Genomic DNA, 14,907 nt, shown 5'->3' with positions numbered 1-14,907 from the left:
TCACTGGTAGCGGCCGCGACCCTCGATGTCCGAGAGTGACGCCAGCACGGGGCCGGCGTCGGCCGCCTCGTCACGGTAGGCCGACAGCGCCGCCTCGAACAGCGTCTCGGGGTCGTCGGCGGTCCCCGCCAGTGACTGGGCGAAGACGTGCAGGTCCATCGCGTAGTCCTCGGGTTCGTCGGTGTAGTAGCCCAGGCCGAAGTCGATGAGATAGGTCCGGCGGTCGTCGTCGGCCCGCACGCGGACGTTCCGGGTCGTGGGGTCCCCGTGGACGAAGCCGGCGTCGTGGATGCGGGCCAGCCAGCGGCCGACGTCACGGACGTGAGCGTCGGTCAGTGCCCCTCGTAGGTCGTCGTCGCCGACCCGCTGGAAGACGATCCGGGAGTCCCGGAGGTCCACGTCACGGACCAGCGGCGTGGGCACGCCGTGGCGGCGAGCGTCGCTGGTCAGGCGGACCTCCTGGCGGGTACGCTCGGTCCGCAGGCGCTCGTCGAGCGTCGAGTGCCGGTAGCTCCGCGGGATCCGGTCCTTGACGACGTGGTCGGCCTCGATGCTGACGGTGGCCTCCGCGCCGGTGACCGTCTCCGCGCCGGTGTCGCCGACCTGTGGACGGTTCTCGCCGACTGCCTCGTCCGTCCGCCAGGTCACCGGCACCTCGTCGGGCCGGAAGTTCGAGTCGATGCGTGAGTCCTCGATAGAGAGCGTGTCGCCGGCGGCGTACATGCGCGCACCGAGCATGGCGATCATGCCGGCGTTGTCTCGCAGGAAGCGGTTCTCGGGGGCGTAGAAGTCAGCGCCGCGCTGTTCGCACATCTCGCGGAGCATCCCCTGGAGCCGTTCGTTCTGGCCGACGCCGCCGCCGAGGACGAGTTCGTCGGCGCCGGTCAACGATAGCGCTCGCTCGGCGACCTCCGTGAGCATGGCGAAGATCGTCTCCTCCAGACCCCGGCAGACGTTCTCGACCGGAGTACCGTCGTCGACGGCCTGCTTGGCGGCGGACATGATCCCGGAAAAGGAGAAGTCCATCCCCTTGACGACGTAGGGGAACGGGTGGTATTCGCCCTCGCGGGCCCGGCGCTCGACCTTCGGCCCGCCGGGGTGTTGCCAGCCGACGTGGCGGGTGAACTTGTCGATGGCGTTGCCGACGCCGGTGTCCATCGTCTCGCCGAGCACCCTGTAGCACCCGCCCCGGTAGCCCAGGACGTGGGCGTTCGCCCCGGAGGCGTTCAGACAGACCGGCGAGGCGAAACCCGAGCGGTAGCGGCCGACCTCCAGGTGAGCGACCATGTGATTGACGCCCACGATTGGGACGTCCAGGCGCTGGGCGACGGCCCGTGCCGCCGTCGCGACGATGCGCAGACACGGTCCCAGGCCGGGACCGCGGGAGAAGGCGACGGCGTCGACCGGGGAACCCTCTTCCCCGGCAGCGGCGGCCCGCTCGCGAGCGTGATCGAGCGCCATCTCGACGACCTGGGGAATCGCCCCACCCATGTGTTCGGCGGCCTCGCGCGGGTGGATGCCGCCGCTCTCGGGCTGGTAGGCGTCGGTCTCGATGAAAACGTGGTCGTCGCCGGGCGTCGCCGGCGTATCCGGGTCCTCGGTCTCGAAGACCGAAGCACTGGCTGCCCACGCGGTCCCCTCGATACCGAGAACGCGCATACGGCCCGTTACTTCCACTCGGTGTAGCCGCACTTCCCGCAGTGCTGGCGGTCCTCGTGCTCGGCCAGCACCGTATCACCGCAGCGCGGGCACAGTTCGCGGTCGAGTTCGCCGTCGCTGTAGTACTCGTTACGGGCCATTATGCCTCCTCACCCTCCTCGCCGTCGGCGACGATCTTGTTGCGTTCGAGCATGTAGTCCTGCTCGACGTCGCGGGCGTACTCGGGGCTCTCGTAGACCTTCGCGTAGCCGACCGTCTTGCGCATGCCGAACTTCGTGTCGAGTTCGTGGATGACGACCTCGTCGGCGTCCTTGTTCAGCATGGCGGCCAGGGAGTCTCGCACGGAGAGTCGGGAGGGCGTGGCCTCGTCGTGGACGACCTCGAACCGGACGTCCGTCCTGTGCAACATCGGATTGTCGTCTTCGTCGATGATATCGATGTCCATAGTTCGTTGGCTCTACTTCCCCCCGAAACGTGTAAAAGGATTTCGAAGCGGTTGAATCCGCGAACAGCACTCCCGGGGAAGCAGGTGTTATTGTTGTGACGGGGAGAAATGACACTCGTAAACACATTATACCAAAATTGAAAATTGGAGGGTGAAACCCTTGTACCTGGTCGCCGAAGGGCCGGTATGGCTACGGGCACGACCGACCGTCTGTCCACCGGCGTCGACGGACTGGATGCGGTCCTCGACGGTGGCTTGCTCTCGGGTCGGAGTTATCTCGTCCGGGGCGCTCCCGGGACCGGGAAGACGATACTCGGCCTCCACTTCCTGACGAGCGGCGCCAGTACCGGCGAGACGGTCCTGTATATCAACCTCGAGGAAGCGACCGAGGACATCCGCGAGAACGCGACGTCGCTCGGGTTCGACCTCTCCGGGGTCGACTTTCTCGATCTGAGCCCCTCCTCGGCGTTCTTCGCCGAGGACCAGTCCTACAGTATCTTCGAGGCCGAGGAGGTAGACCGCGACCCGATCCAGCGCCGTATCCGCGAGCGTGTCGACGAACTGAACCCCGACCGGGTGTTCGTCGACCCGGTGACACAGTTCCGCTATCTCTCCAGTGACGACTTCCAGTTCCGCAAGGAGGTCATCTCGTTCATGCGATATCTCAAGGAAGCCGACGCGACGGTGTTGTTCACTTCCCAGCAGTCCGAACAGGCACCCGACGACGACCTCCAGTTCCTCGCGGACGGCGTCGTGGAACTCGGGCGTGCCGAGAGCGGTCGCACCCTCTCGGTCCCGAAGTTCCGCGGCTCCGACCGCCAGAGCGGGACCCACTCGATGACGGTCGGCCAGGGAGGGCTCTCGGTCTATCCGATCCTGGAACCCGGCGAGCACGCCGCCGAGTTCGACACGGCCCCGATCGCTTCGGGTGTTCCGAAACTGGATTCGCTGCTGGGGGGCGGCATCGAACGTGGAACGATCACCGTCATCAGCGGGCCGACCGGCGCCGGAAAGACGACGACGGGTACCCAGTTCGTGCAGGCGGCCGCCAGCGAGGGCGAGCGCTCGGTCATCTACCACTTCGAGGAGTCACCGCGGACGTTCCGACACCGCTGTGAGTCGATCGGTATCCCCGTCTCCGACCTGGAAACCAGCGGCACACTCTCCGTCGAGGCAGTCGAGGCACTCGACTACTCGGCTGAGCAGTTCGCCGCCCACGTCCGCGAACAGGTCGAAGCGCGCGGTGTCAGCGTCGTCATGCTCGACGGCATCAACGGCTACAAGCTCTCGCTACGGGGGCAGGAAGACGCGCTGGTGAGCAAACTCCACGCGCTCGGCCGGTACCTGAAGAACATGGGCGTGACGGTCATCCTCGTCGACGAGGTGACGACGGTCACCGGCCAGTTCGAGGCGACCAACGCCGGGATCAGCTACCTCGCGGACAACGTCCTCTTCCTGCGCCACGTCGAACTGCAGGGGGAACTCCGGAAGGTCGTCGGCGTGCTCAAGAAACGTGTCAGTACCTTCGAGCGAACGCTCCGCGAGTTCGAGATAACGAGTGATGGCATCGTCGTCGGCGAACCACTCAGCGACGCCAGTGGCTTGCTCGAAGGAACCCCCGACGTTACCGAGTCACCGGACAGCTGATGAACGACGAGCAACGGCCGGTCGACGGGAGCGCGCTGTTCGCCCAGTCGACCGACCGGATCGAGATCCTGTTCGACCACGACCGCAACGGCGAACTCCTCGCGGAGTGGCTCGGCGAGAGTTTCGACGTCGAGACGACCGCCGAACCGGGCCTCGACGAATCGGTCGACCTCTGTCTCGTCGATGTCGGCGCGTTCGCCCGCCACGAGACGGCCCTGCGGGCGTGGAAACGGGCCGCGGATCCGGTGTTCGCACCGGTGTTGCTCGTCAGCGACGAACCCGTAGGCGACCAGTTCGACCCCGGCGAGTGGCGGACCATCGACGGGCTCTACATCGTCGACGACGTCATCGCGACGCCCATCGAGAAGCCGGTCCTCCACCGACGCCTCGCGAACCTCCTGGAACGGCGGACGCTCTCGAAACGACTCGACAGCAAGTACCGCCGGAGCGAGGAACGGTTCGCCTCGCTGTTCGCGACGCTGCCGGATCCGGCGCTGGTCACCGATCCCGACGGCACCCTGTTGTTCGTCAACGACGGGTTCTGTACTGCCTGTGGGATCGGCCGGGAATACGCCGTTGGCAAACGGTTCGCCGCACTCGACTGTCTCGACGACGACGCCGCGGCGACACTCCAGCAGTGTATCGCTCGGGCCACCGACGACGACGCGCTGGCCGCCGACCAGATCACGTTCACGACACCGGACGGCGACCGGCGGCACCTCGAACTCAACGCCACGGCGACCGCCATCGACGACGACGAGTTCGTCACCGTCGTCCTGCGTGACGTCACCGAACGGGTCCGCCAGACCGAACGGCTCGCAGAGAGCGAACAGCGGTTCCGACGGATCGCGACCCACCTCAACGAGGTCATCTGGATGGTCGACGAGACGGGAGAGCTACTGTACATCAGCTCCGGCTACGAACGCCTGACCGGCCGGCCGGTCGACGGACTCCACGACGACCCGCTGGAGCGAGCACTGGACCACATCCATCCCGAAGACGAGGAGCGCGTCGCCGACGCGATGGAGTCGATGTTCGCGGAGATGGACGACCCCGCCGAGGAGTACCACTTCGAGTACCGTCTGGTCGACGACGACGGGACCGTCCGCTGGGTCGAGACGAGCGCCTACCCGATTTCGGTCCCAGAGAGCGGCCAGACCCGTATCGTCGGCCTCCTGGACGACATAACCGAGCGGAAGCGCCGTGAACACGCCCTCGAACGACAGAACGAGCGTCTCGACGAGTTCGCCGGCATCGTCAGTCACGACCTTCGGAACCCGCTGCAGGTCATCGACGCCCGGCTGGAGATGCTGGACAACGGCAACGACGATCACGTCGCGGCCATCGAGCGTGCGACCAGCCGAATGCAGCGGCTCATCGACGATCTGCTCTCGCTGGCTCGGCAGGGCGAGACGGTCTCGGACGTCGAGACAGTCGAACTCGCGGCGGTCGCCGAACTCGCCTGGAAGAGCATCGACGCGCCCGAGGCGACGCTGACGATCGAGAGCGACATCGTCATCGAGGCCGACGCCGACCGGCTCCGACAGCTCTTCGAGAACCTCTATCGGAACAGCGTGGAGCATGGTTCCACGAGCAACCGGACGGAGTCCGGTGACAGCGTCGAACACGGCCAAGTCGACACGACCATCACTGTCGGCGCGCTCGACCGGGGCTTCTACGTCGCCGACGACGGCCCCGGCATCCCGGAAGACCAGTGGGACCGCGTCTTCGAGCAGGGCTACTCCACGCAGGCCAACGGCACGGGCTTCGGCCTGAACATCGTCGCCGACATCGTCGCTGCCCACGGCTGGGCGGTCTCTGTCACCGACGGCGAGGCCGGCGGCGCCCGGTTCGAGGTCGTCGGCGTCGAGACCTACGACGACTGATCGAGCTGGGCCAACAGGTGCGAGAGGTGGATGCGCTCGTTGGCGGCCTCGGTCAGCGCCATGTCGGTCTCGCCGGCGAGTCGGTGGACCTCCGCGAGCCGCTGGCCGGAGTACCGCGAGCGAGCGACCGACAGGAGGTCGTCGATGACGTCCCCCGCGCCGTAGCCCTCGTCGACCAGCAGGTCGTCCAGCGTCGAGCGAGCGTCGGTGAAGCGACCCTCCTCGGCGGCGACGACCATCGACTCGACCTCGTCGTCGGCTTCGAGGTCGTTGAGCGTCTCGTAGGCGGTGTCCATCGTCACCTCGCCGGTGGCCTCGTAGATGGTCTGGGCCGCCAGGATGGCCGTCCGCAGGTCGCCGTCGGCGTAGCCTGCGACGTACTCCAGGCCGTCGGCGTCGTAGTCGGCGCCGGCGGCCGTCGCCACGCCTTCCAGCACCGACACCGTCTCCTCGTGTGTCGGCGCCCGCATCACCACCGGGAAACAGCGCGAGCGGATCGGCGGGATGAGCGCCGAGGGCTGGCGGGTGGCGATGACGAACTGCGTGGCCTCGTAGTACTGCTCCATCACGCGGCGCAACGCCTGCTGGAAGTCCTCACGCATCCCCTCGGCGTTGTCCAGCAGGATCGTCTTGTACGTCCCAGAGACCGGCGCGTAGCTGGCCGACTCCTTGAGCACGTGGTTGATGAGGTCGGCCTTCGATGACTCCCGGCGACGCTTGCTGTCGATGAACGACGAGAACCGGGGGTCGTTGGCGACCTCCTTCTTCGTCATGTCGAAGACGTCGGCGACGTTGAGTTCGGTGAAGTCCGCGTCCGGGTTGTCGTGGACCTCACGGGCGAACGCCCGCACGGCAGCCGTCTTGCCGCTCCCTTTCGGGCCGTGGACGAGCAGGTTCATCGGCTCCTCGACGGCCCCCTGCAGGTGCTCGCGGGCCTGTGGCTGGGGGATCTCGTCGAGCGACGGGGCGTATGTCTCGGTCCACAGCGGCGCGTCCATCTGTCGACTGTCGGTTGGCGTGGGCGGGTCAAGTATCCCGCGGTCGAAGCGAGGCGCCGACCGACGGGAGGGGCCTCGTTACCGCGCAGCGGCGAAAGCAGTGAGCCGCGAGCAGCGAGGGAACAGTGAAATTATCGAACCGCAGAATGACGCGAGGCGCCGCCCGCTCTTCGAGGCGCTTCGCTCCGCTCAGGCCCCCGCTGCTCCACGGCTCGCTTCGCTCGCCGTTCCGCCGAGAGACCTCCCTGCGGTCGGTCTCTCGCTCTGCTCGCGGGTCGTTCCTCCCCGCTCGCACTTCGAGGCCCTTCGCTTCGCTCAGGCCCTCGCTGCTCCACGGCTCGCTTCGCTCACGGCTCCTGCCGTCGCCGTTCGCTCTCGAGGGCCGCTCACTGCGTTCGCGCCCCTCGCTGTCGCCGTTCCGCCGAGGAATCTCCCGCCGGTCGGTCCCTCGCGCTACTCGAACAACTCCTCGAACACCTTCTGCTGTGCGGCCCGGAGATGCTGGTGGTAGGTCGGCCGCGAGATGTCCATCGCGGTCGCGAGTTCGTCGCCGTCAATCTCGCGGGGCCACTTGAAGAACCCGCCGAGATAGGCAGTCCGTAGCGCTGTCTCCTGGCGGTCGGTGAACCGATCGGACAGCGAGGCACGGAACTCCTGGCGGGTCTGGACTGGCCGTTCGTGCTCGTGGTAGCCGACCAGGTCGGTCCCGTCGTAGTTGTCGTCGACCAGGGCGAACACCTCGCGAGCCTCGGTCTCGTAGGGGAGTTCGATCGTATAGCGGGCCACGCCGTCGGCGGCGGTCACCCCGGTCGTGACCGCTCCGTGGTCGGCCAGGCGGGCGACCAGGGACTCGCCGACGGTAACGTCGAACAGCGCGTCACCCTCGTGTTCGACGATGCGCCTGACGCTCAGGACGGCATCGTCGGTCTCCAGGGCGTCCAGTACCGCGTCGGTGTCGGCCCCCTCGGCGGTCAGGTACATCCTGAGCGAGCCGTCGTCGTTGATGACAGTTCCCTCGGAAGTGAGCTCGGCCCCCGTCGAGGCCGAGAGGCGACTCAACAGCAGGGCCCGGTCGTCGACGGTGAACTCCATCTCGACGACCCGGTCGGCCGAGAGGATCTTCCCGCTCTCGATGGCGTTGATGGCGTTGGCGACGGCCTGGCCGAGTGCCTCCAGCACGACGCGTTCGCGCTCGTCGAAGGCGTCGGCCTGGTCCGCACAGACGTAGAGGACACCGTAGGTCGAATCCGTGTACGACAGCGGGATCGCCATCACCGACGCGACACCGGCCGCGCGGGCTCGTGGCCCCCACTCGGCGTCGACCGTCTCCAGGTCGGTGACGATCTCGGGTTCGTGGGACGCCAGCGCTCGCACACCGGGTTCGTCGACGTTCATCGCCACAGAGACGTCGTCGACCTCGATAGCCGAATCGCCAGCCCAGGCGCGTGCCTCCAGTTCGTCGTTGCGGACGTTCGGCCGGGCGATCCAGGCGAAGACGTACGGTTCGGTGGCTGCGACCTGTTCGCAGACGCCGGCCTCGACCTCCTCGCGGGTCGTCGCCTCGACGAGCACCTCGATGGTGTCCTCGACGAGGCCGTTGATGCGTTCGAGGATGGCCGCGATGCGCTCGCGGGTCTCGCGGACCTCCTGTTCGCGTTTCGCCCGGTTGCACGCCGCGGCGGCGTTGGTCGTCAGCAGATCGACGACCATGTGGTCGATGTCGCCGAAGGCGTCGGGTTCGGTCGACATGACACTCAGGGTCCCGTGGACGCCGATGGGGAAGTACATCGCCGACCGGAACCCGGTGTCGTCCTCCTCGATGTCGTCGTAGATAGCCGGCTCACCGGAGGCGAACACCTCGCCGGGACGGCCCTCGTCGATACCGTAGACCGGGCGGTCCCCGAGAAGGGCGTCGGTCCGACCTGACGTCGCCGCCGGCCACAGCGTCTGCGAGTCGGCATCGTACAGCCGGACAACGTTCAGGTCCATCCCCAGAACCGTCTCGGCGGCTCCGGAGACGATATCGGCCACGGCCTCGCGGCTCGGTGCCTGCATCAGCGCCCGTGACGTCTCCTGGAGCTCCGAGAGCATCCGTTCGCGGCGCTTTCGTTCTGTGATGTCCCGGATAACCCCTGCCGTCCCGCGGAACCGGCCGTTGGGCCCGTAGAGTACCGTCATGTGGTCCTCGCATGGGAACGGCTCGCCGTCTTTCGGTCGAATCTCCAGTTCGAAGGTCGTCTCGACGTCCTCCGAGCCCGAACTCGACAGCAACGACGCGAGCTTCGACTCGGCCAGTTCGACGGTCCCGCGGTCCTTGATCACCGCCGTGTGCTCACCGAGCAGTTCCTCTGTCGGGTAGCCCGTCAGGTCCGCCATCGCCTCGTTGACGAAGACGAATTGCCCCTCGTCGTCGAGCGCGTAGACGCCGTCGTCGAGCGCGCTGATGACCTCCTCGTAGCGGTCGAAATCGCTGTCGGCGTCGTAGCTCGTGTACGCGTCGGCGGCCCGCTGGACACGGTGTGCCAGCACGGCGTACTGCTCGTCGGTCCCCCGCTGGACGTAGTCCGTCGCCCCGCGGTCGAGCGCGCCCTGTACAGTTTCGGGGCCACCGCTGGCGAAGACGACGACCGGCAGCGACGGCGACTGCTCGCGTAGCCCACCGACGAGAGCCGGTAACTCGGCCGTCACGCTCACGACGCAGTCGATCGTCCCGACTGCATCCGCACCCACTGCCTCCGTCGCTGTCTGGACGGTCATCCCGCCACGGTCTTCCAGTGCCGCCGCCACCTCGGCGACGACGGTCTCGTCTCCGCCACAGACGAGGACGTTGACTCCGCTAACCATACCTAACTGGTTAGCCACCACAGTATAACAAAGTAGTGGTCGGAGCGGAAGCGGTCGCTCGCGCTGGGACGTCCGTACTTCACTTCCCTCGGTTCCGCATCCGGCGCTCACGAGAAGTTCGAATCAGAATGCGCCGGCCGGTGAGTGAGCGAACGCGCAGCGTTCGCGAGCCACGACGGACGCAGTCCGTCGGTGATTGAACCCGATGCAAATCCTCGCTACCGCTCGGATTTCCGTGATTCAATTCCGCCTGAGTTGCATTTGCTCCTCACGTCCGTTCGTCGCAAAATGCGCCGGCCGGGAGTTCACCGAGCACCGCGAGGTGAACGTCGGGCGGCGCACGACCGCAGGGAGTGCGCCGGCCGGGAATTGAACCCGGGCTATTGGCTTGGGAAGCCAATGTCCTACCACTGGACCACCGGCGCGCACGATAGAGCGTCGGGAGAGCCCGACGCACGACAAGCCATCACTCCGCGCGAAGCGCGGACGACTACTCGCAGTCGAGAGTGAACAGTCGTGGCACTTGAACGTAGCGTTTCGGCGCCATCCCAGCGAGTGGGGCTGAGTGGACACGCGTCCGGAAATCCCGCGGCGATGGGTGGGTATTTGTCGTGTCCGGTCTACGTTTCGGTATGGCCGAAGCCGATGCGATCGTCCGGGCCGAGAATCCGCTGAATCTGACGTTCTCCACGACAGAACTCGAAGCGCACCGGGAGCACTGTACCGAGTTCATCCGGACCCAACTCGACGCCGCCGGCGTCGAGCGGGCCGTCATCGGTCTCTCCGGAGGCATCGACAGCACGCTGACCTCGCATCTGGCCGTCGAGGCGCTGGGTGCCGACGCCGTCCACGGGCTCGTCATGCCCAGCGAGGTCAACCGCGCGGAGAACATGAGCGACGCCGAGCGCGTCGCCGACGAACTGCTGGGTATCGAGTACGACGTCGTCGAGATCAACCCGCTCGTGGACGCGTTCCTGGACGCGGTCCCGGCCGCCGAGGGCGACCAACTCGCCGTCGGGAACCTCCGGGTGCGCTGTCGGGCCGTCCTGAACTATCTGGTCGCCAACCACGAGAGCGCGCTCGTGCTGGGGACCGGGAACCGAAGCGAGGCCCTGGTCGGCTACTACACGAAGTACGGCGACGGCGCCGTCGACTGCCATCCCATCGCGCCGCTGTACAAACAGCAGGTCCGGCAACTGGCGAAACACGTCGGCGTCCCGGACGACCTCGCGGAGAAGACCGCCAGCGCCGAGATGTGGACCGGCCAGACCGACGCCCAGGAGATGGGGATGGACTACGACACCCTGGACTCGATCCTGGCACTCCACGTCGACGGCGGCGTCCCGAAGGCTGCCACCGCCAACCACCTCGGCGTCCCCGAAGCCGCCGTCGAGCAGGTCCGCGAGATGCACGAGCGCAGCGCTCACAAGCGTGCGATGCCGCCGGGTCCCGAGCCGCTGTACTGACTACCCGTCTCTGGCAGCGATCAGGGCTGCGAACGCCCGCTGCTCGCGTTCTTCGCGCGTTTCTCGGTCGTCGTCGTCCCGGAGCAACGGTTTCAGCCGCCTGAGCGCACCGTGGTCGACGTCGGCGAGCTCTCCGGCGACCTGTCGTGGCTCGTCGGTCACCCGCGAGACCAGGCCGATCCGAAGCGCCGTCTCGGCGTCGACGGTCCGGCCGGTCAGGGCCAGGTCAAGGGCCGCGCTCTCGCCGACGACGCGTGGCAGCCTGACCGTCCCGCCCCAGGCGCCGAACAGCCCCAGTGTGACTCCCGTCTCGGCGAACGTCGCTGTCGGCGTCGCGACTCTGAGATCACAGGCTAGCGCCAGTTCGACACCGCCACCCCTGGCGGCCCCGTCGACCTCGGCCACGACCGCGCCGTCGTAACCCTCCAGCCTCCGTGCGACCCGCTGTCCCAGCGCGGCGAACTCGGCCGCCGACTCGTCGTCGAGGGCAGCGATCACGTCCAGATCGGCTCCAGCACAGAACGCCTCGCCGGCGCCACAGAGGACGACGACGGGCGCAGTCGCGCTCGTGACGGCACGCTCCAGATCACGCAGGTCGGCATCGGTCAGTGCGTTGCGTTTCTCGGGCCTGTCCAGGCGGATCTCACAGACGTCGCCGTCGACCGTCGTCCGCACCATGTCCTCCCTGACTCCGGTGTTTCCAAAGGTCTTTGCCCTTCGCGCCGCTAGGTTTTGCCAATGGAGGAAGTGGCGGCGGTCCGCCGAGCCGCGTTGGCAGCGGTCGACGATATCGAGCCCGGACATCTCCAAGACCGGATTTCGTCGCGCCTCGACGACGCCGCGTTCGCCCCCGGCGTCCTGACACTGGCCAGTGCTAGCGCTGCCCGCGACAGATCGGCCGAGCCCAGCGACGGCCTCGCCGAACGGGCGGCGGGCGTCCAGCTCATCTACGAGGGGCTCGCGCTCACGCGGACGCTCGCACACGACAACCCCTGGGAGCACGGCGACCGCGACGCCGGTGACCTCGATATCCTCATCGCGGACATCCTCGTCTCGCGAGGATTCTATCTGCTTGCCCGGACGGAGGCCGCCGAGGACGCCGTCACGGTCGTCCAGTCGTTCGGCTCCGACCAGACGGTCCTGCGGACCACCGGCGACGAGAGCCTGGACGCCAACCTGGAGCCCGACGTCCTCGAACTGGCCGCCGTCGCCGGCGTGACCGCTGCCGGTGTCGCCCCGACGCCGGGGCTACGTGAGTATGCGGCCGACCTCGCCAGGAGCGGCTTCCCCGAGAACGGCGCCCTGCTGGGCGAGGAGGTCCGGACGAGGCTGGCGACCCACGTCGGGGTCGACCCCCCGGCCACGGACGGGACAGAGGCGGCGGCCGACCACTGAGAACGACCGCCATACCCGGCCCGAATCGAAACGCCTAAAGACAATTGCGGGGAAGAAGGAGATGCGTGCCTGGGTAGCTTAGCGGTAAAGCGCGTCCTTGGTAAGGACGAGACCCCGGATTCAAATTCCGGCCTAGGCTTTCTGCGACGAGCGGACGTGAGGAGCGAAAGCAGTCTCCGGAATTTGAATCCCTATCAGTCGCGCGCAGCGAAGCGAGCACGTCTGATTCCGGATTCAAATTCCGGCCTAGGCTTCTTCCGACCACAATCCTGCGAGGCGCTCCGTCGCCGAGCGACTGCTGTGGTCGGAGAAGGCGTTCCGGGATTTGAATCCCTGGAAGCCGAGCGCAGCGAGTCTTCCTCCGGTTCAAATTCCGGCTAGGATGGGACACCGAAAGACCGAACGGCGTCCGACAACACATATATCAATTCGATACCAAGAACCGCTATGGCCGAACCGACGGTCCGTCTCGACGCACACGAGAAATACGCGGTACCGCTGGGGTTCACACACGACTGCGAGGTGCTGTTCACGGGTGGGTTCGACGGGACCGTCACGGGGTGGGCAGTCGGGGAGTGGCAGCCGGCAGTACAGCTGGACGGCCACGAACAGAGCGTGAACGACGGGGCGATCACCAGCGCAGGGCTGCTCGTGACTGGCTCGACAGATACGAGCGTGCGGCTGTGGGACGTCGACCGCGAGGCGTCGGTCGGTATCTTCGAGGGGCATCGGAAGACAGTGGCCGGTGTCGCAGCCCACCCGACCGACGAGATCGTCGCGTCGGCGTCCTACGACACGACAGCCCGAGTCTGGAATCGCGACGGCGCGACGACGGCGATCTTCGAGGGTCACGACGGGAACGTGACCAACGTCGCGTTCGTCGGTGCCGGCGACCTACTCGTGTCGGGTGGCATCGGTGGCGCGCTCCACGTCTGGACATGCGAAGACGGGACGGCGGTCGCCGAAGTAGGTGACCACGGTGTCGCCGTCGCGGGCGTCGCGGTCGGCGAGAACGCGATCTGGTCGGTCGGTAATAACGGGACCGTCTTTCGGTGGTCGACGGCCGACTGGACGGCAGTGTCGACGTTCGATCTTCCGGACGGGACGGAACCGAGCGGACTCGCTGTCGGTCCGGACGACGATCAGGTCGCCATCTCGAAGGCCGGCGGCACGCTGGTCTGCGACGCCAGCGGGGCGGTGCTCGCGGACCACCAAACAGAGATCAAGGGCATCACCGCCCCGTGCTGGTCCCCCGACGGGGAGTGGCTCGCGGTGGGCGGCGCAGACGGGACCGTCAGGCTGTATCCGTGATCGCCGAGGACAACTGGCGTGCGGACTCGGCGACTGACCGCCACGCGCTCACAGCCAATCGACGGACACAGCCGGGTCAGTTTTTTCTTGCAGGACCGACGATAGTCTATAATGGCCGACGCAGAGGCCGACGAGTACGTCGGGATCACCTGGTGTGGCGAGTCGTGGCTGGCGGTGGCGTTCTCGGAGTCGGGGTTCGACCACGTGACCGTCTGTGCCGGCATCGGCGACTGCTGGGCCCGCTACGAGGAGACGGGTCGCCGGCTGCTGGTCGACCTGCCCGTGGGGCTCGTCGAGTCGGGCGACCCGACCAGAGAGTGTGACGAACTCGCCCGCCGCGTGCTGGGCCCGCAATCGGGGACCGTCTACACGCCGCCAGTCCGGGAGGCGACGCGCAAGCGGCGCTACTCGACGGCCAACCGGGTCCACGAACGCAAGAGCGGCGAGTCCCTCTCGGAAGCGGCCTTCGAAGCACGGGAGGGTATCGCGATGCTGGACGAACTCCTCCAGGAGGTCCCCGAGGCGGCCGCCGTGATCCGGTCGTCGCATCCGGAGCTGTGCTACCGAGCGCTGGCGGGCGAGGTGCTCGAACAGCCACGGAGCACCGCATCGGGCTACGCCGAGCGGATGCGGGTCCTGGCCCACTACGACCGGGACGCGGCGCCGACCGTCCAGCGGGCGGCTGACGAGACTGCGGGTCACACGGTCAGTGTCGCCGACGTCCTGGACGCCGTCGTGCTCGCGTACACCGCAGCGCCGGGCGACGGATCGCTGCGGACGCTCCCGACCGAGCCACCGACCGACACGAAGGGGCTGCCGATGGAACTGGTCTACCGGGCGGCGTCGCCGTTGGCGGGCGAGTGATCGGCTGGGAGAGATGCGTCGCTGGTCGGAGTAAGTCGATAGTAAAACTGGCTGCAGACCGCCTTACAGCCGGGTGACGTTGGTCGCGCGCGGACCCTTGTCAGCCTGTTCGATGTCGAATTCGAGTTCCTGTCCCTCTTCGAGGTCCGGGCCGCCAACGTCTTCCATGTGGAAGAAAACGTCCTCGTCCGCGTCCTCAGTCTCGATGAAACCGTAACCGCCAGTGTCGTTGAAGAAATCAACCGTTCCTTTCGCCATTGCACCCGAAGAGATGCCGAGACCACGGATAACAGTTCCGGTACGTGTACCCGGGCTGTGATACTCCGAACCGCCGGACTGCAGTCGGATGGTGCGTGGTACCAGCGTACAATGCGAACGGACTAGTCAGCTTC

Annotated in this window: 13 protein-coding genes and 2 tRNA genes; 7 read left to right on the top strand and 8 right to left on the bottom strand. The window is 67.0% G+C overall.

Annotated elements, in window-relative coordinates:
- The 3 genes from Hhyl2_RS13200 to Hhyl2_RS13190 are packed head-to-tail and all read right to left on the bottom strand — an operon-like array spanning position 1 to position 2,104.
- Entirely contained in the window at positions 1-1,659 is a 1,659-nt protein-coding gene (locus Hhyl2_RS13200; protein WP_483551235.1) for a bifunctional N(6)-L-threonylcarbamoyladenine synthase/serine/threonine protein kinase, read from the bottom strand.
- 8 nt (positions 1,660-1,667) lie between these two features.
- Positions 1,668-1,799 (bottom strand): 30S ribosomal protein S27ae, encoded by a 132-nt coding sequence (locus tag Hhyl2_RS13195; RefSeq protein WP_483551234.1) that lies wholly within the window; start codon positions 1,797-1,799, stop codon positions 1,668-1,670.
- Complete coding sequence (locus Hhyl2_RS13190) at positions 1,799-2,104, bottom strand: 30S ribosomal protein S24e (RefSeq protein ID WP_483551233.1); 306 nt, start codon at positions 2,102-2,104, stop codon at positions 1,799-1,801. Before Hhyl2_RS13190 ends, Hhyl2_RS13195 begins: the two co-directional genes overlap by 1 nt.
- Before the next feature lie 186 nt (positions 2,105-2,290).
- Between Hhyl2_RS13190 and Hhyl2_RS13185 the strand changes: the two genes are divergently transcribed.
- Together Hhyl2_RS13185 and Hhyl2_RS13180 are read left to right on the top strand one after the other, a co-directional pair.
- Positions 2,291-3,751 carry a DUF7125 family protein gene (locus Hhyl2_RS13185; protein ID WP_483551232.1) on the top strand — a complete coding sequence of 487 codons (1,461 nt, stop codon included), beginning with the start codon at positions 2,291-2,293 and terminating at the stop codon, positions 3,749-3,751.
- On the top strand, positions 3,751-5,637 hold the full coding sequence (locus Hhyl2_RS13180; RefSeq protein ID WP_483551231.1) for a PAS domain S-box protein: 1,887 nt from the start codon (positions 3,751-3,753) through the stop codon (positions 5,635-5,637). Before Hhyl2_RS13185 ends, Hhyl2_RS13180 begins: the two co-directional genes overlap by 1 nt.
- On the opposite strand, the gene Hhyl2_RS13175 is transcribed toward Hhyl2_RS13180, so the two are convergent.
- The 3 genes from Hhyl2_RS13175 to Hhyl2_RS13165 all read right to left on the bottom strand — a co-directional run bounded on the left by Hhyl2_RS13175 (position 5,625) and on the right by Hhyl2_RS13165 (position 9,904).
- Positions 5,625-6,635 carry an AAA family ATPase gene (locus Hhyl2_RS13175; protein WP_483551230.1) on the bottom strand — a complete coding sequence of 337 codons (1,011 nt, stop codon included), beginning with the start codon at positions 6,633-6,635 and terminating at the stop codon, positions 5,625-5,627. The genes Hhyl2_RS13180 and Hhyl2_RS13175 overlap by 13 nt on opposite strands.
- Before the next feature lie 453 nt (positions 6,636-7,088).
- Complete coding sequence (locus Hhyl2_RS13170) at positions 7,089-9,479, bottom strand: bacterio-opsin activator domain-containing protein (RefSeq protein ID WP_483551229.1); 2,391 nt, start codon at positions 9,477-9,479, stop codon at positions 7,089-7,091.
- Between the two features lie 354 nt (positions 9,480-9,833).
- Positions 9,834-9,904 (bottom strand) — tRNA-Gly (locus Hhyl2_RS13165).
- A gap of 207 nt (positions 9,905-10,111) precedes the next feature.
- On the opposite strand from Hhyl2_RS13165, the gene Hhyl2_RS13160 reads away from it, so the two are divergent.
- Positions 10,112-10,945, top strand: coding sequence for an NAD+ synthase (locus Hhyl2_RS13160; RefSeq protein ID WP_483551228.1), 834 nt, complete (start codon positions 10,112-10,114; stop codon positions 10,943-10,945).
- On the opposite strand, the gene Hhyl2_RS13155 is transcribed toward Hhyl2_RS13160, so the two are convergent.
- On the bottom strand, positions 10,946-11,623 hold the full coding sequence (locus tag Hhyl2_RS13155) for an enoyl-CoA hydratase/isomerase family protein (RefSeq protein ID WP_483551227.1): 678 nt from the start codon (positions 11,621-11,623) through the stop codon (positions 10,946-10,948).
- A gap of 60 nt (positions 11,624-11,683) precedes the next feature.
- Here Hhyl2_RS13155 and Hhyl2_RS13150 point away from each other — a divergent pair, with 60 nt between their 5' ends.
- The 4 genes from Hhyl2_RS13150 to Hhyl2_RS13135 all read left to right on the top strand — a co-directional run bounded on the left by Hhyl2_RS13150 (position 11,684) and on the right by Hhyl2_RS13135 (position 14,515).
- On the top strand, positions 11,684-12,340 hold the full coding sequence (locus Hhyl2_RS13150) for a DUF7114 family protein (RefSeq protein WP_483551226.1): 657 nt from the start codon (positions 11,684-11,686) through the stop codon (positions 12,338-12,340).
- A 67-nt stretch (positions 12,341-12,407) separates the two neighbouring features.
- Positions 12,408-12,479: transfer RNA gene (locus Hhyl2_RS13145), tRNA-Thr, on the top strand.
- Between the two features lie 308 nt (positions 12,480-12,787).
- Positions 12,788-13,651, top strand: a complete 864-nt coding sequence (locus Hhyl2_RS13140) for a WD40 repeat domain-containing protein (RefSeq protein WP_483551225.1) — start codon at positions 12,788-12,790, stop codon at positions 13,649-13,651.
- 111 nt (positions 13,652-13,762) lie between these two features.
- Positions 13,763-14,515 carry a DUF429 domain-containing protein gene (locus tag Hhyl2_RS13135; RefSeq protein WP_483551224.1) on the top strand — a complete coding sequence of 251 codons (753 nt, stop codon included), beginning with the start codon at positions 13,763-13,765 and terminating at the stop codon, positions 14,513-14,515.
- 63 nt (positions 14,516-14,578) lie between these two features.
- Here Hhyl2_RS13135 and Hhyl2_RS13130 read toward each other — a convergent pair whose 3' ends face one another.
- Positions 14,579-14,773 carry a cold-shock protein gene (locus tag Hhyl2_RS13130; protein ID WP_276276288.1) on the bottom strand — a complete coding sequence of 65 codons (195 nt, stop codon included), beginning with the start codon at positions 14,771-14,773 and terminating at the stop codon, positions 14,579-14,581.
- Positions 14,774-14,907 lie beyond the last annotated feature (134 nt).

The organism is Haloarcula sp. H-hyl2, assembly GCF_056934385.1.
The sequence above is the reverse complement of the archived record's forward strand: the minus strand, read 5'-3'. Positions and strand labels throughout refer to the sequence as shown.

Excerpts from the sequence above, each read along its gene's own strand:
- Hhyl2_RS13200 (WP_483551235.1), bottom strand. The coding sequence starts at position 1,659 with ATGCGCGTTCTCGGTATCGAGGGGACCGCGTGGGCAGCCAGTGCTTCG.
- Hhyl2_RS13195 (WP_483551234.1), bottom strand. The coding sequence starts at position 1,799 with ATGGCCCGTAACGAGTACTACAGCGACGGCGAACTCGACCGCGAACTG.
- Hhyl2_RS13190 (WP_483551233.1), bottom strand. The coding sequence starts at position 2,104 with ATGGACATCGATATCATCGACGAAGACGACAATCCGATGTTGCACAGG.
- Hhyl2_RS13185 (WP_483551232.1), top strand. The coding sequence starts at position 2,291 with ATGGCTACGGGCACGACCGACCGTCTGTCCACCGGCGTCGACGGACTG.
- Hhyl2_RS13180 (WP_483551231.1), top strand. The coding sequence starts at position 3,751 with ATGAACGACGAGCAACGGCCGGTCGACGGGAGCGCGCTGTTCGCCCAG.
- Hhyl2_RS13175 (WP_483551230.1), bottom strand. The coding sequence starts at position 6,635 with ATGGACGCGCCGCTGTGGACCGAGACATACGCCCCGTCGCTCGACGAG.
- Hhyl2_RS13170 (WP_483551229.1), bottom strand. The coding sequence starts at position 9,479 with ATGGTTAGCGGAGTCAACGTCCTCGTCTGTGGCGGAGACGAGACCGTC.
- Hhyl2_RS13160 (WP_483551228.1), top strand. The coding sequence starts at position 10,112 with ATGGCCGAAGCCGATGCGATCGTCCGGGCCGAGAATCCGCTGAATCTG.
- Hhyl2_RS13155 (WP_483551227.1), bottom strand. The coding sequence starts at position 11,623 with ATGGTGCGGACGACGGTCGACGGCGACGTCTGTGAGATCCGCCTGGAC.
- Hhyl2_RS13150 (WP_483551226.1), top strand. The coding sequence starts at position 11,684 with ATGGAGGAAGTGGCGGCGGTCCGCCGAGCCGCGTTGGCAGCGGTCGAC.
- Hhyl2_RS13140 (WP_483551225.1), top strand. The coding sequence starts at position 12,788 with ATGGCCGAACCGACGGTCCGTCTCGACGCACACGAGAAATACGCGGTA.
- Hhyl2_RS13135 (WP_483551224.1), top strand. The coding sequence starts at position 13,763 with ATGGCCGACGCAGAGGCCGACGAGTACGTCGGGATCACCTGGTGTGGC.
- Hhyl2_RS13130 (WP_276276288.1), bottom strand. The coding sequence starts at position 14,773 with ATGGCGAAAGGAACGGTTGATTTCTTCAACGACACTGGCGGTTACGGT.